The following is a 21,433-nucleotide window of genomic DNA, read 5'->3' as shown; positions in this document are numbered from 1 at the left end:
TTACCAAGACGGGAGGGCATCATGTCCGACAAGCATTTGTCCAGCCAGTTCGACGCGGACCTGAACCAGGTTTCGTCCAGAGTCCTCGAGATGGGGGGGCTGGTGGAGTCGCAGATCATCAAGGCGATGCAGGCGTTGAACCATTTTGACGCCGAGGTAGCCGACCAAGTGATCGCCGACGAGGCGCGGCTCAACTCGATGGAAGTCGAGATCGACGAGGCGTGCAATCATATCATCGCGCGGCGCCAGCCCGCGGCGCGCGACTTGCGGCTGCTGATGGCCATCTCGAAGACGATCACGAACCTGGAACGCGCCGGCGACGAAGCAGAGAAGATCGCCAAACGCGTGAAGCGAATCATGGAGGATGGCAATGCGCGTACAGTGAACATCGCGGAAATCCGGCTGGCCGGCGACATGGCGACGTCAATCCTGCGTCGCGCGCTGGACGCGTTTGCCCGGCTGGACACGGTCGCTGCCGCGCAGATCGTGCGCGACGACAAGGCGATCGACGACGAATTCCGGACGTTCGTGCGCAAGCTCGTGACATACATGATGGAAGATGCACGCACGATTTCGGCTGGGCTGGATCTGCTGTTCGTCGCGAAGGCGGTCGAGCGTATCGGTGACCATGCGAAGAACATCGCCGAGTTCATCATCTACATTGTCAAGGGCACGGACGTGCGGCACGTGCCACGCGACCAGCTCGAGCGTGAAGCGCTGTTGTAGGACTGCGCTGCTTCGTTTAACTGTACGATCCTAGAAAGGCGAAAGAGGTGCCGATGCCTAGCAGCATTCTCGTGATCGAGGATGAGCCCGCGATTGCCGAGTTGATTTCGGTGAACCTGCAGCACGCGGGACACTGTCCGATTCGCGCGTACAACGCCGAGCAGGCGCTGAATTTGATCAGTGATGTCCTGCCGGACCTGGTGTTGCTCGACTGGATGCTGCCTGGCAAGTCGGGCGTTGCATTCGCACGCGAGTTGCGCAGCAACGAGCGCACCAAGCACATCCCGATCATCATGCTGACTGCGCGGGGCGAGGAGCAGGACAAGGTGCTCGGGTTGGAGATCGGCGCCGATGACTACGTGACCAAGCCGTTTTCTCCCAAGGAGTTGATGGCACGTATCAAGGCGGTGCTACGACGCCGCGCGCCGCAGCTCACCGAGGATGTCGTGTCGATCAACGGCTTGCGACTGGACCCGGCGACGCATCGCGTCGTGGCGAACGGCAACGGCGAGGAAACCCAGCTCGACCTTGGGCCGACCGAATTTCGCCTGCTGCATTTCTTTATGACGCATCCGGAACGCGTGCACAGCCGCACGCAACTGCTCGACCAGGTATGGGGCGACCACGTGTTCGTCGAAGAGCGCACGGTGGACGTGCACATCAAGCGGCTGCGTGCCGCGCTCAAGCCGGCCGGCTGCGATGCTATGATTGAGACAGTGCGCGGCAGCGGCTACCGGCTGGCCAAGACAGTCTGACGCTGGTGCCGTCGGCACCCGCACCTTCGTCGCTTGTTTCGCGGCACTCTTCGCTCCGACATGAATATTATTTGGGCGCGCTCGCTCATGTCGCTGGTCTTGCTGGGTTGTGTCGCCACGGCAATCGCCTTTGCGGTCAATGTGGACGCGGCGCTGTCGTTCGCGTTGCTCGCGCTGCTCGCGCAGTCGCTTTTCAACACTTACCACACGCACCGCCTGTGGCGGCTGCTCGATGCGCCGGTCTATGGGGAAGTGCCGAGTGCACCGGGGTTGTGGGGCGAGATCTATTACCGCTTGCATCGGCTTGCCAAGCGGTGGCACGCACAGGTGCGGCAGGTGGAGCAGCAGCATACGCGGTTCATCCAGGGCATCCAGGCCTCACCCAACGGCGTGATGATGCTCGACGATCACAACCAGATTGAATGGTGCAATGCGATCGGCGAGCAGCACTTCGGGCTTGATGTGAAACGCGATTTGCGCCAGCACGTTACCCACCTGGTGCGCCAGCCCGATTTCGTGCGCTACCTAAACAGCCATCAGTACGACAAGGCGTTGACGATGCGGGGCATGGGTACAAGTCGGCAACATATCCTGTCGGTGCAGGTTTTCCCGTATGGTGACAACCGCAAGCTGATTCTCACCCAGGATATTACCGAGTTGGAGCGCACCGATGCGATGCGGCGCGACTTCGTCGCTAATGTGTCACATGAGCTGAAAACGCCGTTGACTGTGCTGTCCGGATTTCTCGAGACGATGCGCGAGTTGCCGATTTCGGAATTGGATCGCGGCCGATACCTGGATATCATGGCGCAGCAGGCGGCAAGGATGCAGACGATCGTCAACGACCTGTTGGTGCTCGCCAATCTGGAGGGCGACGCCAAGCCGCCGGCCAAGCAGCCAATTGACATGCGTGCGATGCTGCAGCATCTGCGTAACGAAGCGTTGGGATTGTCGGGCGGGCGGCACCACTTCAGCTTCGAAGCCGACGACGAACTCAACGTGGTGGGAACGGAAAGCGAAATCCTCAGTGCGCTCGGCAATCTGGTCAGCAATGCGATCCGCTATACCCCGGCCGGTGGGTCAATCCAGGTGACGTGGCGCGCCGAGCGTGACGGCGCCGTGTTTAGTGTCGCCGACACCGGGCTGGGCATTCCGGCCGAACATATTCCGCGGTTGACCGAGCGCTTCTATCGCGTCGATCGCAGCCGCTCGCGTGACACCGGCGGCACCGGGCTCGGGCTGGCGATTGTCAAGCACGTGCTGCAACGCCACGATGCCTACTTGCATATTGCCAGCGAGGAGGGCAAGGGCAGCACGTTCTCAGTCAGTTTCCCGCCGTCGCGGGTGATACACGGGCGCAGTGGGGCGGCCTGACGTATGCTGGCGCCAACAGCGCTTCACCAACCGCGTTTGGATGCTGACGCCAACGGCGCTTCACCAGCCGCGTTTGAATGCTGGCACCAACGGGGCTTTACCAGCCGTATTCAAGCGCCGGCACCAACGGGACTTCGCAACCTGCGTTCAAGCGTCGGCACCTGGGGCTCAGGCACTTGCGGAAGCTATCACAGTATGATGATAAGGTTATGACGCGCTGTAACCAGAACGGCACTGTCACCCATTCTATCCGTTATTTTGGTACGGTCGGCAATCCGGCCCGCCATTGACCTATGCACAAGACCCCGCACCTGCTCGCTGCCGTCGACCTAGGCTCCAACAGCTTCCGGCTTATCGTCGCACGCGTAGAGGACACTGCCGTCGGCACGCAGATTTACCCCGTGGACGCGTTGCGTGAGCCCGTGCGGCTCGCTGCCGGTCTCACGCGTGACAAGTTCCTCGATCGGCCAGCGCAGTTACGTGGCTGGGACGCGCTCAAGCGCTTCAGCGAGCGGCTGCGCGATTTTCATCCGGACCACGTGCGGGCGGTGGCCACGAACACGCTGCGGGTCGCGAAGAACGCCAGCGAGTTCCTTGGCGAGGCCGAGCGTGCACTGGGCTTTCCGATTGAGGTCATCGCCGGGCGCGAGGAAGCACGCCTAATTTATGCGGGTGCCGCGCATTCGATGCCGGTGAGCCACGGCAAGCGGCTGGTGTTTGATATCGGTGGCGGTTCGACCGAATTCATCATCGGCGAGGAATACGAACCGCTGATGATGGAGAGCCTGTACATCGGTTGCGTGACGCACAGCCGGCAGTTCTTCCCGAGCGGCAACGTCGACGACTACGCGATGCACCAGGCGGGACTGGCCGCCAAGCGCGAGATCCAAATCATCTCCAGTCTGTACAAGCGGGCGGGCTGGGATCAGGCGGTCGGCTCGTCCGGCACGGCGCGGGCGATCGCGGAACTGGTCGAGGCCAATCAATTCAACGACGCTGGCGTGACGCACGGCATCACGCGTGGTGGACTGGAGCGCCTGAAGCGCGCGCTGATCAAGGCGGAAAACGTGAACCGGCTCAAGCTGGTCGCCCTCAAGGCCGACCGTGTGCCGGTGTTGGCCGGTGGCCTATCGATTATGCTGGCGGTGTTCGAGGAGCTGGGCATTGACTACGTGGACACGACCGATGGCGCATTGCGGCTCGGTGTGCTGTACGACCTGCTGGGCCGCTCACAGCACCAGGACAAGCGTGCAGTGACGGTGGAAGGCTTCTCGCGGCGTTATGGCGTCGATCGCGCGCAAGCCGAGCGCATCGCCGCGCTGGCAACCGGTTTTTACGGTCAACTGAAGGAAACCGATCCGCAGCGGCGTACGGAAGGGGCGCTACTGCTCGGCTGGGCCGCGATGCTGCATGAAATCGGCCTGTCAATCTCGCACAGTGCCTACCATAAGCATTCGGCGTACATCGCGAGCTATGCCGACATGCCCGGATTCTCGCGCACTGACCAAGCGCGGCTGGCGGCGCTCGTGCTCGGCCACGCTGGCAAGCTGGGTAAGCTCGCGCAGGCGCGGGATCTGGACTGGTGCCTGTTGTTCTGCCTACGGTTGGCCGTGCTGCTATGCCGTCGCCGGGTTGACGTGGCGATCCCGAGGTTGGCTGTATGCGAGCATGATGGTGGCTTTGAGGTGCGCTTGCCGCGCAGCTGGGTTGACGATAACCCGCTGATTGAGTACAGCCTGGTCCAGGAAGCGGCTGAGTGGAAAAAAATCGGCCGGCACTACCGGGTCGTCTATCTAGATTGACGCGCACTATCTTGACGCGTGGGATCAGAAAAACGCCTGGATGCCTGTTTGCGCACGTCCGAGGATCAGTGCAGGGACGTCGTGCGTGCCCTCGTACGTATTGACGACTTCCAGATTCACCAGGTGTCGGGCCACGCTGAACGCGTCCGAGATTCCGTTGCCGCCAATCACACCGCGCTCGATCAGCGTCTGCATGACCTCGTAACCGTTCGGATGCTCGATGCGCACGGGTCATGGCAGTGTGTCGAGCGGGAGCGATTAGCCAAGGCGGCGGGCCCGTTATATACTCGAAAAGATAAATGGACGGGTATCGAAAGTGCTTGCGATTCGGTGTGCGGTGCCGAACCGAAATCGCATAAAATTCTTTAATGAAGGAGACGGGGAGAATTTTATGCAGTCGATGTCACTCGATGCGATCGATTGCCAGATCCTGATACTGCTGCAGGAGGAGGGCCGCATCAGTAATCTCGAACTGGCGGAGCGGATTGCACTGTCGCCGTCTGCTTGTCTTAGGCGGATGCGGTTGCTCGAGGAGCAGGGCGTGATCGAGTGTTATCGTGCGTCGTTGTCCCGCGAGAAGCTGGGCTTCGAGCTGGAGGCCTTCGTCCAGGTATCGATGCGCAATGACCAGCCGAATTGGCACGAGAAGTTCGCCGCCGCATTGCGCGATTGGCCTGAAGTGGTCGGCGCATTCGTCGTGACCGGGGAAAGCCACTACGTGTTGCGTGTGCTATCACATAACCTGAAGCACTTTTCGGATTTTATCCTCAGTCGGTTGTACAAGGCGCCGGGCGTCATGGATGTTCGTTCGAACATCGTGCTGCAGACGTTGAAAGACGGCGCTGGCGTTCCGGTCGAACTGCTGCTTCGCGCGCGTTGAAGCCTGCGCGGAATTCGGCCGAGCGGATTCGGTTGCGCCGGGTTTAACCGAACTGGGCTCAGCCGAGCGGATCGACAGTATGAAAGCCGCCGCGATGGAACACCAGCGGTTCGCGCGAATCACCCGTGACGCCGCAGCGCTCGACCTCGCCGACGAAGATCACGTGATCCCCCTCGTCGTAGCGGCTGCGATTGTGGCACTCGAACCACGCGAGGGCGCCATCCAGTATTGGCATGCCGGTGTCGCCAGCCGCATGCGCCACGCCGGCAAATCGATCGCCTTTCAGCGTCGCGAAGCGGCGGCACAGTGCGAGCTGCGACGCGGCAAGCACATTGACAACATAATGTGTATTGACTTCGAATACGGTCATCGAGCTTGCCCGTTTCGCCAGACTCCACAGCACGAGGGGGGGCGTCAGCGAAACGGAATTGAACGAACTGGCGGTGATGCCGATTAATTGTCCCGATTCGGCGCGCGTCGTGATGATAGTCACGCCGGTGGCGAATTCGCCCAGTGCGAGCCGGAACGCGGCAGTATCGAAGTTGGGAGGGGCGGCGGACTTCATGGTTGAGTGCGAGCGGCGCGCCGGGGGCGCATACGTGAACAGTAAAGCATTGAGTGAGATGAAGCGGTGATTGTAGCGGATCGGGCGCGGGCCGGCTGATCGAGCAGCCGGGGGCGTCCCGGCGGTATCTCACGCCGATGGGACGGGCGGGCAGCAAGGCCCGGTGGGCATGTCGCACGATGACGGGAGGCGACTCGATGGGGATCCCTGACTCGGCGGGGACTGACTGACTAATAGGGGCAATGATGAGCGAAGTGGCGACGCTGGGTGGAGGATGTTTCTGGTGCCTCGAAGCGGTGTTCCTGGATGTCGAAGGCGTCACGGCCGTGGAGTCAGGTTATGCGGGCGGCCATGTCGACGCTCCATCGTACGAAGCGGTGTGCAGCGGCGAGACTGGGCATGCGGAGGTCGTCAATCTGACGTTCGATCCGGCGGTGATCGATTATCGCGAAATCCTGGGAATTTTTTTTGCTACGCACGATCCGACGCAACTGAATCGGCAAGGTAACGACGTTGGCACCCAGTACCGGTCGGTGATCTTTACGCATTCGGATGAACAGGCACGCATTGCGATGGCGATGCGCGATGAGCTGGCGGAGCGCCGACTCTATGATGCGCCCATCGTCACGCGGATCGAGCCGCTGGCGGGGAACTATTGGCCGGCCGAAGCCTATCACCAGAACTACTTCGCGAACCACCCGGCACAGGGCTACTGCTCGTTCGTGATCGCGCCGAAGGTGGGCAAGTTCCGGCAGCTTTTTGCGCATCGGCTCAAGTCGCGCCGTGCATAGCGCAGTCCCGTGCTCGCGCCGGCACGCTGAGACAGGGCCCCTGGCCAAGCCCGCTGCGCGACACCACGCACAGCGGCGAGACTATGCAGGAGGAGCTAGATGGGCAGCGATTGCGTCGGCCAGCGCGATGCATGAGAGCGGAGCACATCCTTCGGCGTTGTTGCTGGCTGTGATCAGCACGGACTGACCTGCGCGTGCGTGGCGCGCTGCCAGCGCGGCGAGCGCCTCGCGCGTGTCGTGGTCCTCATCGAGCATCGTGTCGAAAGGCGCGTACCGCGCTTCTGCCTGCTGGTGCTTCAACCCCGCGTGAAGATTCCAGCGCACGACCAACGGGCCAGGTGTGTCGCCGTCGAGCAGCGCCAGCGCGGCAGCCTGGCGTTGCACGGATGGCATCCGGGTGTGGATGCCGATGCAGTAGCGCACGCGCGCGGCCCGCAGGGCCTTCATCAGCCGGGGCGTCAGCAGGATTGCGTCGCGGATCTCCACTGCGTACACGACTCCGTCGGGCAGCGCGGGTAGTGCCTCCAGAAACGGCTGCAAGCGCTGGACGAACGCGGCTGGATCGGCGATCCATCTGTCGGGCAACGGCGGAAACTGGAACACCAGTGCGCCCGCCTTGTGGCCGAGCCCTTGCAGGCACGGCTCGATGAACTCGCGCTGCGCCAGCTCGGTATCGAGGAAGCATGGATTGGCTTCGCCCGGCATGCCGCGCTCGCCACGCACCGTCGCATCGGTAATGCTCGACGTTGCCTTCACCGTGAAGCGGAAAGCATCGGGCACCTGCGACGCGTAACGTGCATAGTCGCTGACGGTCAGTGGCGCATAGAAGGTCCGGTCGATGCTAACACTGCGCAGCAGCGGATGCGCACTGTAGGCGGCTAACCCATGGCGCGACAGACGGCTGTCGCTATATTCGTCGTCATAGACGATGCCGTTCCATCCCGGGTACGACCACGACGATGTGCCGAGGCGCACGTTGGGCGGCAACGCGGCGCCCAGTCGCTGACAACGCTCGTCGATGCGCGCCGGCAGGATCTCCCCGCGCGAGCGATGGCGCGCCGACGCGGCGGCCGCGGGCTTGCCGGTAGCGGCCGCCGGCGGGGGCGTGCCGAACAAATGAAATTGGCCGTCGTCCGGTGGCGCTTGCTCGGTCACAGTGGATTGGCGTACATGTAGCGGCGCGACCAGGGCAGCGTGTACGCGGGTCGTCCGGCTTTGCGGCATACCACTTGATAGATCGACACATCATCGTTGTCGAACGCGTACGCGCATCCAGCTAGGTACACACGCCAGATGCGGAATTTCTCGTCATCGACGAGTGTTTTCGCTTCGGCCGCGCATTGCTCAAAATTCTCGGTCCACAACTCGAGCGTGCGCGCGTAGTGGCGACGCAAGCTCTCGACGTCGATGGCCTCCAACCCGCCGCGCTGCATCGCTTCCAGCGCCAGGCTGATATGGGGCAGTTCGCCGTCGGGGAAAACATACTTATCGATGAACTCGCCGCCGCCCAGCGCGGTTTCGCCGCTGGCGAAGTCGCTCGACGTGATGCCATGGTTCATGGCGATGCCATCGTCCGTGAGCAACTCGCGGATCTTGCTGAAGTACAGCGGCAGGTTTTTGCGACCGACGTGTTCGAACATGCCGACGCTGGTGACGCGATCGAATTGCCCCGACACGTCGCGGTAGTCCTGCAGCCGAATCTCAATCTTGTCCTGCAGTCCCGCGTCCTTGACGCGTTGCGTGGCCAGCGCGAATTGATTTTCGGACAGTGTGACGCCAACGCACTGGGCGCCGAACTTCTGCGCTGCACGCAGCACGAGCGTGCCCCAGCCGCAGCCGATATCGAGCAGCCGCTGCCCAGGTTGCAGTTGAATCTTGGTCAGAATGTGGTCGATTTTCTTCAGTTGCGCGGTATCCAAATCCTCGTCGCCATTTTCGAAATAGGCGCACGAATAGACCATGTTCTTGTCCAGCCACAGCTTGTAGAATTCGTTGGACACATCGTAGTGGTACTGGATCGCCTTTTTATCCGAGGCTTTCGTGTGCGTGAAATAGCGCCGCACGCGCGCCAGCTTGCTGGCATGGGTGACCGTGCTGCGAGCCAGCGAATAGCCGATGCGGATCACATCGGATAGCTTACCCTCGATGTCAATCTTGCCCTTGATATACGCTTCGCCGAGGTGGTCCAGGCTCGGGTCTAGCAGCAGCGGCAGCGCCGCCGCCGTGTTGACCTTCAGCGTGACCTGCGGTGCCGCAAACGTGCCGAAATCATGTTGCTGTCCGTTCCATAGGACCAAACGTGCGGGCAGATTGGTCTTTTCGCGCACCTGCGAAACCCATTGCGCAAGCTTTTTTTCCCAGAACATAAGAATTCTCCTGTTCGTTGAAACGCAAGCAAAGCAACTATTGTTCGTCTGTGATGCAAACCTCCCGGTCCGCGACGCGACCCCGCGTGAAGCTTGGCTTCACAAGGTGCCGGCATCGGCGGACAGGGTCACGGCGACAGGCGCACGATCTTCCACGTGTTGTCCGGATTGCGCAGGTACTGGATTCGATCGTGCAGCCGCGATGGCCGCCCCTGCCAGAACTCGATCGCGTCTGGCACCAGCCGGTAGCCGCCCCAGTGCGGCGGCCGCGGCGGGTTGTCGCCGAATTGTGCCGCGAAGTGTGCTTCACGCGCTTGCAGTTCCGCGCGATCGTGCAGCACCGCGCTTTGCTCCGACGCCCATGCACCGATGCGTGAGCCGACCGGACGGGATGCGAAATAAGCGTCGCTTTCGGCGTCGGTGGTCTTGTTCACCTTGCCTTCAATGCGGATCTGGCGTTCTAGCTCAATCCAATAGAAGAGCAGCGTGGCGTATGGGTTGTGCGCCAGTTCGCGACCCTTGCGGCTTTGGTAGTTGGTAAAGAATGTGAAACCTTGCGCATCGACCCCCTTGATCAGCACGATGCGGGCGTCCGGCCGGCCACGCTCGTCGACGGTGGCCAGTGTCATCGTATTCGGTTCGGGGAGCTGGGCATCGAGCGCCTGTTCGAACCAGCGTTCGAACTGCTTGATCGGATCGGCGTCGACATCGGCCTTCGATAATGTGCCAAGCGCGTAGTGCTTGCGTAGATCAGCGAGGGAGCTCATCTTTTTATGCGGTCGCTTACTATGGGTCGAGTATATCGGAAGACGACGATAGCCGCTCGACGGGGCGACGCGGCAGCCTTAGGCAAGGCACAATAGCGGTTTGGCCGCCGCATCGCGCATTACGCGCGGCGGGGCTTCTCTTGCCTCTCCAGCGTCAGACCATGTCCATTCCGCATGCTATTCACAACGCGTCATCCGAGTCGTGCGCCGCGCGCGCGGCGCCAGCCAATTCGGCCCCGGAAACCGGGGAATTCGAAACAGCTGACCATCCGCGCCGTTTCGGCGGCATAGCACGATTGTACGGCGCAGCCGCGCTGCAGGCATTCGAGCGCTGTCATGTCGCAGTCGTGGGCATCGGTGGGGTCGGCTCGTGGGTGGCCGAAGCACTAGCGCGCAGTGCAATCGGGCGCTTGACGCTGATCGACCTAGACCACGTCGCGGAAAGCAACACGAATCGCCAGATCCATGCGTTGAACGGCAACTATGGCAAACCGAAGGTCGGCGCAATGGCTGAGCGGATTGCGGCAATTCACCCGCAGTGCGTAGTCACGCAGGTCGAGGATTTTGTCGAAGCCGACAACCTGGACGTGCGGCTGGGCGTCGGGTACGACTTCATCGTCGATGCCATCGATAGCGTACGCACCAAGACGGCGCTGATCGCATGGTGCGTCCGGCACCGGGTGCCGCTGGTGACGGTGGGCGGCGCGGGTGGGCAACTCGATCCGACGCGTATTCGCATCGACGATTTGGCCCGTACCATTCAGGATCCGCTGCTATCCAAGGTACGGGCACAGTTGCGTCAACACCACGGATTTCCACGCGGGCCGAAGGCCAAGTTCAACGTTCCGGCAGTCTACTCCGATGAGCCGTTGATCTATCCGCAGGCGGCCGCTTGCGACCTGGACGGCGAAGAGGCCGCGCGCGCTACCGCACCGGACGCCGGCACGGCGCCGATCGGGCTCAACTGCGCGGGCTTCGGCTCGAGTGTATGCGTGACCGGCGGCTTCGGCTTTGCCGCGGCAGCTTACGTGCTGCGCGCGCTGGCCTTGCGCCAGCCGGATGCGGCGCGCGGCGGCTCAGAATAGCGCGCTGCTCAGCTTGCGGCGCCACTCCGAGACCAGGTGCGGCTGCCCTGATGCGAGATCGAATACTGACAGCATCGTCTTGCGGCCGATGTCGTCACGGAACGAGCGGTCGCGCTTGACGATCTCCAGCAACTGCTCGAGCGCGCCAGCATAGTGACGTGCGGTGATCCATTGGCTAGCAAGGTCAAAGCGTGCTTCCAGATCCCCCGGATCGTTCGCGATGCGCGCTTCCAGCGCGCTCGTATCGGGCAACTCGGTGGCCACCGCGGCTGCGTCCAGCCGGGTCTTCAGCGCGTTGTAGCGCGCGTCGATGCCCTGCGTGGTCCGTGGCGACAGAAATTCGGCCTCAGCCCGCGCGTCATCGAAACGATCGTCGTCGAGCAGCCACTCGATCAGATCTAGGCGCGCCTCGTCAAATCCTGGGTCGAGTGCCAGTGCCGTGCGCAACCGGCCCAGCGCTTCGTCGGTGCGGCCCTGGGCATGCAGTGCGTGCGCGGCGCGGCGCTCGGTTTCAGCGGCGTCGGGCACCAACTGGTCAATGAAGCGGCGCAATTGCCCTTCCGGCAGCACGCCGACGAACTGGTCCACTGGCCGGCCGTCGACGAACGCGATGACGTGCGGAATGCTGCGAATGCCAAGATGCTGTGACAGCTGCGGATTTTCGTCCGAGTTGACTTTCGCGAGCTTGAAGCGTCCACCGTACTCGCGCTCGATTTTCTCCAACAGCGGGCCGAGGACCTTGCACGGGCCGCACCAGGGCGCCCAGAAGTCAACCAATACCGGCACGTTTCTCGATGCGGCGATCACGTCCTGCTCGAAAGTCTCAAGCGTCGTGTCCATCATGTTCCTCGCAAAAAAGAAATGGGCTATCCGACTGACAGATGAGGTCGAGCCCACGTAATTCAACGGTCCGGCAGCGGAACCAGTCGGCCTCGCCGGGCACCTTGTCCATCGTCTGCTGCCGCCACGCCTGTCGCGTGCGCTTGGTCTTCTCGCGTGAGCTGGAAACGAAATTCCAGTGGATAAAGCGCTCGCCGTCAAGTGGCGTGCCACCGGCGAGCATCACATGAGCGCCGCCCGCTCGTTCGCCCTGCGGTGTGCGTTCCGAGTGCACGATACTGCGGCCGGCGATCATTCAGTTGACATCGCTCGGCTCGATGCGCTGAATCGAGCCGAGCGAGTTGCGATGTAGCAGTGCGCCGTTGAGCAAATAGGTCACGGTGGCCAGTCCGCTGTGTGGGTGAGGGCGCACATCGAGGCCGCTGCCGGCGAGAAAGCACGCCGGTCCCATGTGGTCGTCGCCGTGTACGTGGCGCTGTACGGGGCGTTACAACTGCTTACTTTTTGCCGTCAACGGTGTCATTGGTCATCGCGTTTTTGTAGCCAAGCGCGACTGTTTCGCGCGTTCGGAAAAGGAGTCCGACATGAGCAAGCTGCTGATTGCATTGACCGCTAGTCTGTTTGCCGCTTCCGCGGCATTCGCGCAAGGCGCGGCATCGACGCCCGCGGCGGCGTCCGCGCCTGCCGCAACCGCGTCCGCGCCGGCGGCCGCCAGCGGCGCGAAGGCTAAAAAGCACCATGCACGCCACCATCACGGTGCGAAGGGGAAGAGCGCCGAGCAACAAAAGGCGGCGCGCAACGCCGACAGCAGCGGTACCGGTTCGAAGTAACCGATCCGGGTGCGGCCGCGGGGGCGGTCGCGTTCGATGCGTCGCGCGCCGCGAGCGCGGCATCATCGTGTTTCACACAGCCTCTCCCGCATCGGCGGGCGAGGCTTTTTTGATCGGCGCGGCGTGCTGCCGATCCTCTCACCTGCTCCATAAGCGCGATAGGCGGGTTATCCTGATAGCTATTCGCGTGGCTCAGGCAAGGCCGCCGCGCGGCACACACACCACAACACACCCCGCAATCATCCGCCAAGGAGTGCCCGATGTCGCCAAAGGACCTGCTGCTCGCGTTCGTTGTGATCGCGGTATGGGGTGTCAATTTTGTCGTCATCAAGGTCGGGCTGCACGGCGTGCCGCCGATGCTGCTCGGTGCGCTGCGTTTCCTGCTGGCGGCTTTTCCCGCCGTGTTCTTCGTCAGGCGGCCAACCGTGCCGTGGCCGCTTTTTCTGGCTTATGGCGCGACCATCGCATTTGGCCAGTTAGCGTTGCTGTTCATGGCCATGTACGTTGGGATGCCTGCCGGACTGGCGTCGCTGGTGCTGCAATCGCAGGCGTTCTTCACACTGGTGTTCGCTGCGCTGCTGCTCGGTGAGCATTGGCGAGCGCACAACCTGCTCGCGCTGGCGATTGCGGCGATTGGGTTAGCAATCATCGGCATACAGGGTGGTCATGCCATGACGGTTGCTGGCTTTGTACTCACGCTGCTCGCGGCATCGATGTGGGCGCTGGGCAATGTCGTGATGCGCAGAATCGGCAGGGTCGACTTGTTGGGGCTGGTGGTCTGGTCCAGCCTGATCCCGCCATTGCCTTTCCTCGCACTGTCCTTTTGGTTCGAGGGGCCGGCGCAGATCTGGTCGTCGCTTGGCCAGATCTCGGCTGCGTCGGTGTTCGCGGTAGTCTACCTGGCATTCGTCGCCACGTTGCTCGGCTACAGCTTGTGGGGTGGCTTGTTGACGCGCTATCCGGCCGCGCAGGTCGCGCCGTTTTCGCTGTTGGTGCCGATCGTCGGGCTGAGCGCCGCGGCGCTGTGGCTCGGCGAGGCGCTCACCCTGCCGCAATGGCTCGGTGCGGTGCTGGTGATGGGCGGCTTGCTGGTGAACGTGTTCGGCCGCGGGTTGAGCGATCGGCTGGCGCGCGTACGCCGAGCTTGAGCATGGCGGCGCCAACCCGGCGCGGCTTGTGCAACGACGCCGTCCACCGCATGCAACCCGTTACGCGGATTTGCCCCAGCTGTCGCGCAGGCTAACGATCCGGTTGAACACCGGCTGGCCGGGCACCGAATCGACACGGTCGGCGACAAAGTAGCCGTGCCGCTCGAACTGAGTCCGGTCCTCGGGCAGGAACTGTTGTGCGCCTGGCTCCAGGTAGGCAGTCACCACGCGCTTAGCATCCGGGTTCAGCGCCTCGAGGAAGTCGCGACCGCCGGCATCTGGCTGCGGCTCCTTGAACAGCCGGTCGTACAGGCGCACCTCGGCGTGGTACGCATGCGCGGCGCTGACCCAATGAATGTTGCCCTTGACCTTGTAATGGTTTGAACCTTCGGTCCCTGACTTGCTGTCCGCGAAATAGTGGCAATGCACCGCGACGATGTTGCCGTGATCATCCTTGTCCACGCCCGTGCATTCGACGACGAAACCATAGCGCAACCGCACGCGATTGCCCGGGAACAGCCGGAAATAGCCCTTTGGTGGGTTTTCGTTGAAGTCCTCGCGCTCGATCCACAGCTCCCGCGAGAACGGAAAGGTCCGCGTGCCGCGCTCCGGGTGATGGGGATGCACCGGTGCGCTGCATAGTTCTTCACTATCCTGCGGATAGTTGTCCACGATAAGCTTGAGCGGATCGAGTACGGCGATCGCGCGAGGCGCCTTCTCGTCCAGATCCTCGCGCAGCGCCGCCTCGAGTAGTCCGAAATCGATCCACGAGTTAACTTTGGTCAGCCCGGTGCGTTCGCACATCAGCCGGATGCTCTCCGGCGTGAAGCCCCGACGGCGCAACCCGACGATTGTCGGCATGCGCGGATCGTCCCAGCCGTCCACGTGCTTGCCCTCAACCAGCTGCAGCAGCTTGCGTTTGCTCGTGACTACGTACGTTAGGTTGAGCCGCGAAAACTCGATTTGCTGTGGCAGCGGACGCGTGAAGACGCCGGCATCGGCCAGCTCCGCGAGAAACCAGTCGTACAGCGGCCGATGATCCTCGAACTCGAGCGTGCACAGCGAATGCGTGATGTTCTCCAGCGCATCGCAGATGCAGTGCGTGTAGTCGTACATCGGATACACGCACCATGCGTCGCCGGTGCGATAGTGATGGGCGAAGCGGATTCGGTAGATGACCGGGTCGCGCATGTTGATGTTCGGCGACGCCATGTCGATCTTGGCGCGCAACACATGCGCGCCTTCGGCGAATTCGCCCGCCTTCATCCGGCGAAACAGCGCCAGGTTTTCCTCCGGCGTGCGGTCGCGATACGGTGACGGCGTGCCCGGCTCGATCAGTGTGCCGCGCGTGGCGCGCATTTGCTCCGCGCTCTGGCTGTCCACATAGGCCTTGCCGCGCTGGATCAGCAGCTCGGCGAACGCGTACAGCTTGTCATAGTAGTCGCTGGCGAAGTACAGGTGCTCGCGACCGTCCTTCTGCCAATCGAAGCCGAGCCACCGGACCGCGTCGATGATCGAGTTCACATACTCGACATCTTCCTTTTCCGGGTTCGTATCGTCAAAGCGTAGGTGGCAAACGCCGCCGTAGTCGCGCGCGATGCCGAAATTCACGCAGATGCTCTTGGCGTGACCGATGTGCAGGTAGCCGTTCGGCTCCGGCGGGAAGCGCGTCTCGACCCGTTGGCCCCACTTCCCGGACCGGTTGTCGTCGTCGATGATGTTGCGGATGAAGTTCGACGCGGCGGCCGGTTCGGCCGATGCGTTCGTTGGCGCGCCCGGACCGCTGCCGCCTGGCGGCGCGCCAGCAGGGGTGACAGGGTGTTGGCCGGGCTGGGCGCCCGATCTTGCGTCTTTGCGTTCGATATTCATGAGCGGGCAGGGTGGGCCGGCCCGTGCCCGGGCCGGACGATGTTCATGACATTGCATTTTACCCGACGTGACGGCGCGGCGCGGGCCATGCAGCGCGATCACGCTGGGGGCTGCCGCGACCATAGCACCTGTAACAACGCGTAAAAGCGATTGCCACTCCGCGCCCCGCTCTCTTACGATCCTTGCGCTCGCGCATGCGCGAGGATCCGGTCATAAGGAGAAGAAATGAACGCGAAGGCGTCGACGCTTGCAAAAGTGGTGGTCCTGGTATCGCTAGTTCCGGCATTGTCCGCATGCGGATCGTTGTCGCGTTCGGAAAAACACGCGGCGATTGGTGCGGCGGCCGGGGGCGCGCTGGGTTATGTGCTAACCGGTGGGCCGCTGGGCACGGTAGTGGGTGCGGCCGCCGGTGGCCTGGTTGGCGCGGGCCATTGATGCGTGATCCGGGGTGATAAAAACGTAGTCCTTACTCCTCATGCGGGACGGCAAGCTCGCGCTGGTGATCGGCACGCCAGGCGGCTCGTGCGTCTTCACGTCCGTGTTTTAGGTCATTATCGACCTGTACGGCTTTAAGACGCCGGCCAATGAGACCATTGCCGCGATGCGCTTTCATCATGAGTTGTTGCCGCCGAACACGAACTTCTGGATCACATCCGCGCTGAAGTCCGCCACCGTTTGTGCGGACCCGGGATCGGCGAGCACGCGCGTCGGGGCCAATACGCGCAGGTAAGTCAGGGCTCCCATAAACCGAGCATGTCTCCTTGCAAGTGCAACGGTTGCAGCGATGATACGGGGGTGGGCCGGTACGCCCATCCCGTATAATCAATTGTTTAAACGGGCGCGTCCGTGTCCGGATTCACACCCGATGCGCTGGCGCGCCAGCGACAGACTACTCGAAGCACGCTATGAAAGCCGCTGAAATCCGCGAGAAGTTCCTGAAGTTCTTTGAATCGAAGGGCCATACGATTGTTCGCTCGTCGAGCCTGGTGCCTGCCAACGATCCAACGCTGCTATTTACCAATTCCGGCATGGTGCAGTTTAAGGACGTGTTTTTGGGCACCGAGACGCGACCGTACTCGCGGGCCACGACCGCGCAGCGCAGCGTGCGAGCCGGCGGCAAGCACAATGACCTGGAGAACGTCGGCTATACCGCTCGGCACCATACGTTCTTCGAGATGCTGGGCAACTTCTCGTTCGGCGACTACTTCAAGCGCGACGCGATTCACTATGCGTGGGAGCTGCTCACGCGTGTTTACCAGTTGCCGCCAGAGAAGCTGACCGTGACCGTCTACCACGAGGACGACGAGGCGTACGACATCTGGGCCAACGAAATTGGCGTGCCGCTCGAGCGGATCATCCGCATCGGTGACAACAAGGGTGCGCGCTATGCCTCGGACAATTTCTGGCAAATGGCCGAGACCGGTCCCTGTGGCCCGTGCTCGGAGATCTTCTATGATCACGGCCCGCAGGTGTGGGGCGGGCCGCCCGGATCGGCCGACGAGGAGGGCGACCGCTTCATCGAGATCTGGAACCTTGTGTTCATGCAATTTAACCGCGATGCGCAAGGCAACCTGACGCCGTTGCCCAAGCAGTGTGTCGATACCGGCATGGGCCTGGAGCGGCTCGCCGCGGTATTGCAGCACGTGCACAGCAACTACGAGATCGATTTGTTCCAACGGCTGATTGCCGCGGCGGCTCGCGAAACCGGCGTGTCGGATCTCGCGCACAACTCGCTGAAGGTGATCGCCGACCATATCCGCGCGTGCGGCTTCATGATCGTTGACGGTGTGATCCCGGGCAATGAGGGGCGCGGCTACGTGCTGCGCCGCATTGTACGCCGCGCGATCCGCCACGGCTACAAGCTGGGTCGCAAGCGCCCGTTCTTTCATCGACTAGTCGAGGATCTGGTCGGCGAGATGGGGACCGCGTATCCGGAACTGAAGGCGGCGCAGCAGCGCGTGACTGACGTACTGCGCCAGGAAGAGGAGCGTTTTTTTGAGACGATCGAGCACGGGATGTCGATTCTGGACGCCGCGTTGTCCGAGCTTGCGGCGCGCGGTGCGAAAGTGCTCGACGGTGAACTTGCATTCAAACTGCACGATACGTACGGCTTCCCGCTGGACCTGACAGCGGATGTGTGCCGTGAGCGGGGCATCGGCGTCGATGAGGTGGCGTTCGACGAAGCGATGGCGCGCCAGCGCGAGCAGGCGCGTGCGGCGGGCAAGTTCCGGATGGCCCAGGCGCTCGACTACACGGGCGGTAAGACGACATTCCACGGCTACGACAAGCACGTGTTCGACGATGCCAAGGTCGTTGCGGTGTATGCCGATGGCACGGCGGTGCCGTCGCTGCGGGCGGGCCAGCAGGGTGTGGTCGTGCTTGACCAAACGCCTTTCTATGCGGAGTCGGGCGGCCAGGTTGGCGACCAGGGGACGATCAGCAATGCGACGGTGCGCTTTGCCGTGTCCGACACGTTGAAGGTCCAGGCCAACGTGGTCGGCCACCACGGTATCCTCGAGCAGGGTGAGCTGAAGGTCGGCGATGTCGTCAGCGCCCGTATCGATGCCGAGCGGCGCGCCCGCACCGCACGCAATCACTCGGCGACGCACCTAATGCACAAGGCGCTGCGCGAGGTGCTGGGTCCGCATGTGCAGCAAAAGGGCTCGCTGGTCGATCCAGATAAGACCCGTTTCGATTTCTCGCACAATGCGCCGCTCAGCGACGACGAGATTCGTCGCATCGAGGCGTTAGTCAACGCCGAGGTGTTGGCCAATACGCCGGGCATCGCGCGGGTGTTGCCGTTCGACGATGCGGTCAAGTCGGGTGCGATGGCGCTGTTCGGCGAAAAGTATGGCGACGAGGTTCGCGTGCTCGACCTGGGGTTCTCGCGAGAGTTGTGCGGCGGCACGCATGTGCAGCGCACTGGCGACATCGGTTTGTTCAAGATCGTGTTCGAAGCAGGGGTGGCGGCCGGCATCCGTCGTGTCGAGGCGATCACCGGTGACAATGCGCTGCGCTATGTGCAGGACCTGGAGTCGACGCTCGCGGGGGCTGCTGCGGCATTGAAAGTCCAGCCGGCGGAACTGACGCCGCGCATCGCGCAGGTGCAGGACCAGCTCAAGGCGCAGGAAAAGGAGCTCGCACAACTCAAATCGAAGGTCGCGTCGAGCCAAGGCGACGAACTGGCGAGCCAGGCGGTCGACGTGGCGGGCATGCGCGTGCTGGCGGCTCAGCTCGAAGGCGCCGATGTGAAGACGCTGCGCGAAACGGTCGACAAGCTGAGGGACAAGCTCAAGCATGCCGCGATCGTGCTGGCGAGCGTTGACGGCGGCAAGATTAGCTTGATCGCCGGCGTGACGACCGACGCGAGCCAGAAGATCAAGGCCGGCGAGTTGGTCAACTTTGTTGCGCAGCAGGTCGGCGGCAAGGGCGGCGGCCGTGCGGACATGGCGCAGGCGGGCGGCACCGATCCGTCGAAGCTGTCGGCGGCGCTCTCCGGCGTCAGGGAATGGGTCCAGGCGCAGCTGTAAGCATGCTGCGGAAATAACCGCCGTGTCGCGGCGGCGGTGCGGTGGCGCTCACGCAGCGCGGCCCGCGGACGCAGTGGGGGCGGCAAGCGCGTTGCGGCAGTGCTCTCCATTGCTCCTAGCCGCAGCCTGCCGTGGGGACGCTCGTCGGCGAGCGCATCGCGTGCTTCGTCGGCCAGCGCAAGCAGGCGCTCGGCATAGTCGAGCAATGTATGGCCCGTCGGCGTCAGCACCAGCTTGCGACCTTCTCGAACGAACAGCTGCACGCCGAGTGCCTCTTCGAGCTGCTTGATCCGCGTCGTCACGTTTGACTGCACCCGATGCAGCTTCGCTGCGGCGCGTGTGATGCCTTTTCACGAACGACGGTGCGAAAGATCGACAACGCAGCAAGATCCATTGTTATTTTATGAAGATGTGAAATATCTGGATAATTCATTTTTTGAGATAGTGCGATACTGCTACGCTCGAATCGTCTCATTGGTTTTCCTACGGAGGTGTTGCCGTGTCCTTGTCCCATCCCGACCAGACTTCACCGTCTGCCGAATCCACGCACGCTCCGTGTGCCAGGGCAGCCATGCCGAGCCCGCTGCCGTCCCAAGCGCCGGACTCGCGCGTGGGCGGGCATCGGGTGCGGCCGTTGGCGCAGGCCCCAGCGGACACCGCGCCGGCATGGACGGCATTGGCCTGCGCGATGGCCCTCGCGGTGGCGCTTGGCGTCGGACGGTTCGCGTTCACGCCGCTGCTGCCGGTGATGCTGCATGACGGGCTGATCGACATCGCCGGCGGCGGCTGGCTCGCGTCGTTCAACTACGCTGGCTATTTCGTGGGCGCGGTGACGTGTGCGGCGCTGCGTGCGGACCCCGCGCGGATGATACGCGGCGGGCTCGTTGCTACGGTCGTGCTGACTGCAGCGATGGGCCTGACCGATGCGTTCTGGGCGTGGGCGGCGCTGCGCGCGATGGCGGGCGTGATCAGCGCATGGACGGTCGTGTTTGCATCGCAATGGGGCTTGCGGCAGCTGGCCCGTACCGGTGCCGTGCGCTGGAGCGGGGTGATCTATACCGGGCCGGGTGTCGGGATTCTGATCACCGGGCTGGCAACCCGTGCCGTGACGCACGACGGCGCGGCGACCGGCTGGCTGAGCTTTGCCTTGCTGTCGGCGGCGCTGTCCGCGCTCGTGTGGCGGCGATTCGCGGCCGAACGCCCAACGGGCGACGGCCGGATGGGGGCCACGTCCCACGGATCCGCGGCGTCTCAACTCGTGCCACCGTCACCGTCCATGCGCATCGCGCGTGCCGACGCGTACTGGTTGTGCGGGCTCTATAGCTTGGCTGGATTCGGCTACATCATGACCGCGACGTTCCTGCCGGTCATCGCGCGACAGGCGCTGCCCGCCGGCTCGCCATGGCCTGATCTGTTTTGGCCGGTGTTCGGGGCGGCGATTATTCCGGGCGCGCTGCTGGGCGCACGGCTGCCGGCACACTGGGACAATCGGCTGTCGCTGGCGATCTGCTACGTGATGCAGGCCGCGGGCATCGGGCTTGGCATCGCATTACCGACGCTCGCGGGTTTCGCGCTCGGTAGTTTGCTGGTCGGGCTGCCGTTCACGGCGATCACGCTGTTTGCGATGCGCGAGGCGCGCCGCCTGCACGGCGAAAGGGCCGCTGGACTGATGGGCTATGCGACCGCCGCCTATGGCCTCGGGCAGATCGCTGGGCCGCTGGTGGCCGCGCCGATCGCTGCGCGCACAGGATCGTTCTCGCCCGCACTCGGGCTCGCGCTGGCGGCGCTGTTGCTCGGCGCGGCCCTGTTGGTGGCGGTGGCCCGTGCGGCAGGGGCGCGCGAGCGCTAACCGGCCACGCGCCCACCGGCCCGTTGCATCGTTGGTCCGTTGCGTTGTTGGCCCGTTGCGTCGTCGGCGTGCGGCAGACAATGCACGGCGCGGCCAGGCGGCGCCTCAAAACCGATACAATAGGCGGCTCTTTCGCGCATTTCAAACGATGATGGGATCGACACCCGCAGGTGCGCTGGGCAGCGACTACCGGTATTGTCCGCGCTGCCGCGCCGAACTGATTGACCGACCCGTTGCGCGCGGTGCTCGAACCACT

Annotated in this window: 19 protein-coding genes and 4 pseudogenes; 13 read left to right on the top strand and 10 right to left on the bottom strand. The window is 63.1% G+C overall.

Features of this window, described 5'->3' with window-relative positions; genetic code table 11:
• Nucleotides 1–21: 21 nt before the first annotated feature.
• The 4 genes from phoU (at nt 22) to ppx (ending at nt 4,657) form a co-directional block, all read left to right on the top strand.
• Nucleotides 22–726 carry a phosphate signaling complex protein PhoU gene (gene phoU, locus RA167_RS08320; protein WP_076785184.1) on the top strand — a complete coding sequence of 235 codons (705 nt, stop codon included), beginning with the start codon at nt 22–24 and terminating at the stop codon, nt 724–726.
• Between the two features lie 53 nt (nt 727–779).
• The gene (gene phoB / locus RA167_RS08315; protein ID WP_076785183.1) at nt 780–1,481 is read left to right on the top strand and encodes a phosphate regulon transcriptional regulator PhoB; all 702 of its coding nucleotides are present in this window, start codon (nt 780–782) and stop codon (nt 1,479–1,481) included.
• Nucleotides 1,482–1,541: 60 nt separating this feature from the next.
• Nucleotides 1,542–2,855 carry a phosphate regulon sensor histidine kinase PhoR gene (gene phoR, locus RA167_RS08310; protein ID WP_076785182.1) on the top strand — a complete coding sequence of 438 codons (1,314 nt, stop codon included), beginning with the start codon at nt 1,542–1,544 and terminating at the stop codon, nt 2,853–2,855.
• Nucleotides 2,856–3,148: 293 nt separating this feature from the next.
• Complete coding sequence (ppx, locus tag RA167_RS08305) at nt 3,149–4,657, top strand: exopolyphosphatase (RefSeq protein WP_076785181.1); 1,509 nt, start codon at nt 3,149–3,151, stop codon at nt 4,655–4,657.
• Nucleotides 4,658–4,681: 24 nt separating this feature from the next.
• Here ppx and RA167_RS08300 read toward each other — a convergent pair.
• Nucleotides 4,682–4,828: pseudogene (locus RA167_RS08300) on the bottom strand (acyl-CoA dehydrogenase); the annotation flags it as partial.
• 220 nt (nt 4,829–5,048) lie between these two features.
• On the opposite strand from RA167_RS08300, the gene RA167_RS08295 reads away from it, so the two are divergent.
• Nucleotides 5,049–5,537, top strand: coding sequence for an Lrp/AsnC family transcriptional regulator (locus RA167_RS08295; protein WP_076785179.1), 489 nt, complete (start codon nt 5,049–5,051; stop codon nt 5,535–5,537).
• Between the two features lie 58 nt (nt 5,538–5,595).
• Here the strand turns inward: RA167_RS08295 and RA167_RS08290 are convergent, their stop codons facing one another.
• Nucleotides 5,596–6,102: a flavin reductase family protein gene (locus RA167_RS08290; RefSeq protein ID WP_076785178.1), complete on the bottom strand. Its 507-nt coding sequence runs from the start codon at nt 6,100–6,102 to the stop codon at nt 5,596–5,598.
• A 245-nt stretch (nt 6,103–6,347) separates the two neighbouring features.
• Here RA167_RS08290 and msrA point away from each other — a divergent pair, with 245 nt between their 5' ends.
• A complete protein-coding gene (gene msrA, locus RA167_RS08285; protein WP_076787280.1) occupies nt 6,348–6,893 on the top strand; it encodes a peptide-methionine (S)-S-oxide reductase MsrA in 546 nt (181 codons plus the stop codon).
• A gap of 81 nt (nt 6,894–6,974) precedes the next feature.
• Here msrA and RA167_RS08280 read toward each other — a convergent pair whose 3' ends face one another.
• From RA167_RS08280 to pdxH, 3 genes are all read right to left on the bottom strand, one after another.
• Entirely contained in the window at nt 6,975–8,048 is a 1,074-nt protein-coding gene (locus tag RA167_RS08280) for a DUF72 domain-containing protein (RefSeq protein WP_370642909.1), read from the bottom strand.
• Complete coding sequence (locus RA167_RS08275) at nt 8,045–9,259, bottom strand: SAM-dependent methyltransferase (RefSeq protein WP_076785176.1); 1,215 nt, start codon at nt 9,257–9,259, stop codon at nt 8,045–8,047. Before RA167_RS08275 ends, RA167_RS08280 begins: the two co-directional genes overlap by 4 nt.
• A gap of 128 nt (nt 9,260–9,387) precedes the next feature.
• A complete protein-coding gene (gene pdxH, locus RA167_RS08270) occupies nt 9,388–10,026 on the bottom strand; it encodes a pyridoxamine 5'-phosphate oxidase (protein WP_076785175.1) in 639 nt (212 codons plus the stop codon).
• A 161-nt stretch (nt 10,027–10,187) separates the two neighbouring features.
• Here pdxH and tcdA point away from each other — a divergent pair, with 161 nt between their 5' ends.
• Nucleotides 10,188–11,111 (top strand): tRNA cyclic N6-threonylcarbamoyladenosine(37) synthase TcdA, encoded by a 924-nt coding sequence (gene tcdA / locus RA167_RS08265; RefSeq protein ID WP_139336979.1) that lies wholly within the window; start codon nt 10,188–10,190, stop codon nt 11,109–11,111.
• Here the strand turns inward: tcdA and trxA are convergent.
• Nucleotides 11,103–11,951: a thioredoxin gene (gene trxA, locus RA167_RS08260; RefSeq protein WP_076785174.1), complete on the bottom strand. Its 849-nt coding sequence runs from the start codon at nt 11,949–11,951 to the stop codon at nt 11,103–11,105. The two genes, tcdA and trxA, sit on opposite strands and share 9 nt — an antisense overlap.
• Nucleotides 11,952–12,013: 62 nt before the next feature.
• Nucleotides 12,014–12,408 (bottom strand): annotated as a pseudogene (locus RA167_RS08255) (pirin family protein); the annotation flags it as partial.
• A gap of 127 nt (nt 12,409–12,535) precedes the next feature.
• Here RA167_RS08255 and RA167_RS08250 point away from each other — a divergent pair.
• Together RA167_RS08250 and RA167_RS08245 are read left to right on the top strand one after the other, a co-directional pair.
• Nucleotides 12,536–12,781, top strand: coding sequence for a hypothetical protein (locus tag RA167_RS08250; protein ID WP_076787276.1), 246 nt, complete (start codon nt 12,536–12,538; stop codon nt 12,779–12,781).
• A gap of 260 nt (nt 12,782–13,041) precedes the next feature.
• A complete protein-coding gene (locus RA167_RS08245) occupies nt 13,042–13,929 on the top strand; it encodes an EamA family transporter (RefSeq protein ID WP_076785172.1) in 888 nt (295 codons plus the stop codon).
• A 60-nt stretch (nt 13,930–13,989) separates the two neighbouring features.
• Here RA167_RS08245 and RA167_RS08240 read toward each other — a convergent pair whose 3' ends face one another.
• Entirely contained in the window at nt 13,990–15,798 is a 1,809-nt protein-coding gene (locus RA167_RS08240; RefSeq protein WP_237574232.1) for a glutamine--tRNA ligase/YqeY domain fusion protein, read from the bottom strand.
• Between the two features lie 225 nt (nt 15,799–16,023).
• On the opposite strand from RA167_RS08240, the gene RA167_RS08235 reads away from it, so the two are divergent.
• Both RA167_RS08235 and RA167_RS08230 read left to right on the top strand, forming a co-directional pair.
• On the top strand, nt 16,024–16,233 hold the full coding sequence (locus RA167_RS08235; RefSeq protein WP_076785170.1) for an ornithine carbamoyltransferase: 210 nt from the start codon (nt 16,024–16,026) through the stop codon (nt 16,231–16,233).
• A gap of 34 nt (nt 16,234–16,267) precedes the next feature.
• Nucleotides 16,268–16,444: pseudogene (locus RA167_RS08230) on the top strand (gamma-glutamyltransferase); the annotation flags it as partial.
• Here RA167_RS08230 and RA167_RS08225 read toward each other — a convergent pair.
• Nucleotides 16,411–16,542: a CoA transferase gene (locus RA167_RS08225; protein WP_217697085.1), complete on the bottom strand. Its 132-nt coding sequence runs from the start codon at nt 16,540–16,542 to the stop codon at nt 16,411–16,413. The pseudogene RA167_RS08230 and the gene RA167_RS08225 sit on opposite strands and share 34 nt — an antisense overlap.
• A 161-nt stretch (nt 16,543–16,703) precedes the next feature.
• Between RA167_RS08225 and alaS the strand changes: the two genes are divergently transcribed.
• A complete protein-coding gene (gene alaS / locus RA167_RS08220) occupies nt 16,704–19,328 on the top strand; it encodes an alanine--tRNA ligase (RefSeq protein WP_076785169.1) in 2,625 nt (874 codons plus the stop codon).
• Nucleotides 19,329–19,408: 80 nt separating this feature from the next.
• On the opposite strand, the pseudogene RA167_RS08215 reads toward alaS, so the two are convergent.
• Nucleotides 19,409–19,722, bottom strand: a pseudogene (locus RA167_RS08215) (LysR family transcriptional regulator); the annotation flags it as partial.
• Nucleotides 19,723–19,899: 177 nt separating this feature from the next.
• Between RA167_RS08215 and RA167_RS08210 the strand changes: the two are divergent.
• Entirely contained in the window at nt 19,900–21,177 is a 1,278-nt protein-coding gene (locus RA167_RS08210) for a YbfB/YjiJ family MFS transporter (RefSeq protein ID WP_083705969.1), read from the top strand.
• Nucleotides 21,178–21,433: the final 256 nt, after the last annotated feature.

Source organism: Mycetohabitans endofungorum, assembly GCF_037477895.1.
In the GTDB taxonomy this organism is placed as follows: domain Bacteria; phylum Pseudomonadota; class Gammaproteobacteria; order Burkholderiales; family Burkholderiaceae; genus Mycetohabitans.
This window is presented reverse-complemented; position numbering and strand designations above follow the sequence as displayed.

Coding starts and splice junctions, on each gene's coding strand:
- phoU (WP_076785184.1), top strand. CDS start 22: ATGTCCGACAAGCATTTGTCCAGCCAGTTCGACGCGGACCTGAACCAG.
- phoB (WP_076785183.1), top strand. CDS start 780: ATGCCTAGCAGCATTCTCGTGATCGAGGATGAGCCCGCGATTGCCGAG.
- phoR (WP_076785182.1), top strand. CDS start 1,542: ATGAATATTATTTGGGCGCGCTCGCTCATGTCGCTGGTCTTGCTGGGT.
- ppx (WP_076785181.1), top strand. CDS start 3,149: ATGCACAAGACCCCGCACCTGCTCGCTGCCGTCGACCTAGGCTCCAAC.
- RA167_RS08295 (WP_076785179.1), top strand. CDS start 5,049: ATGCAGTCGATGTCACTCGATGCGATCGATTGCCAGATCCTGATACTG.
- RA167_RS08290 (WP_076785178.1), bottom strand. CDS start 6,102: ATGAAGTCCGCCGCCCCTCCCAACTTCGATACTGCCGCGTTCCGGCTC.
- msrA (WP_076787280.1), top strand. CDS start 6,348: ATGAGCGAAGTGGCGACGCTGGGTGGAGGATGTTTCTGGTGCCTCGAA.
- RA167_RS08275 (WP_076785176.1), bottom strand. CDS start 9,259: ATGTTCTGGGAAAAAAAGCTTGCGCAATGGGTTTCGCAGGTGCGCGAA.
- pdxH (WP_076785175.1), bottom strand. CDS start 10,026: ATGAGCTCCCTCGCTGATCTACGCAAGCACTACGCGCTTGGCACATTA.
- tcdA (WP_139336979.1), top strand. CDS start 10,188: ATGTCCATTCCGCATGCTATTCACAACGCGTCATCCGAGTCGTGCGCC.
- trxA (WP_076785174.1), bottom strand. CDS start 11,951: ATGGACACGACGCTTGAGACTTTCGAGCAGGACGTGATCGCCGCATCG.
- RA167_RS08250 (WP_076787276.1), top strand. CDS start 12,536: ATGAGCAAGCTGCTGATTGCATTGACCGCTAGTCTGTTTGCCGCTTCC.
- RA167_RS08245 (WP_076785172.1), top strand. CDS start 13,042: ATGTCGCCAAAGGACCTGCTGCTCGCGTTCGTTGTGATCGCGGTATGG.
- RA167_RS08240 (WP_237574232.1), bottom strand. CDS start 15,798: ATGAATATCGAACGCAAAGACGCAAGATCGGGCGCCCAGCCCGGCCAA.
- RA167_RS08235 (WP_076785170.1), top strand. CDS start 16,024: ATGAACGCGAAGGCGTCGACGCTTGCAAAAGTGGTGGTCCTGGTATCG.
- RA167_RS08225 (WP_217697085.1), bottom strand. CDS start 16,542: ATGGGAGCCCTGACTTACCTGCGCGTATTGGCCCCGACGCGCGTGCTC.
- alaS (WP_076785169.1), top strand. CDS start 16,704: ATGAAAGCCGCTGAAATCCGCGAGAAGTTCCTGAAGTTCTTTGAATCG.
- RA167_RS08210 (WP_083705969.1), top strand. CDS start 19,900: ATGCCGAGCCCGCTGCCGTCCCAAGCGCCGGACTCGCGCGTGGGCGGG.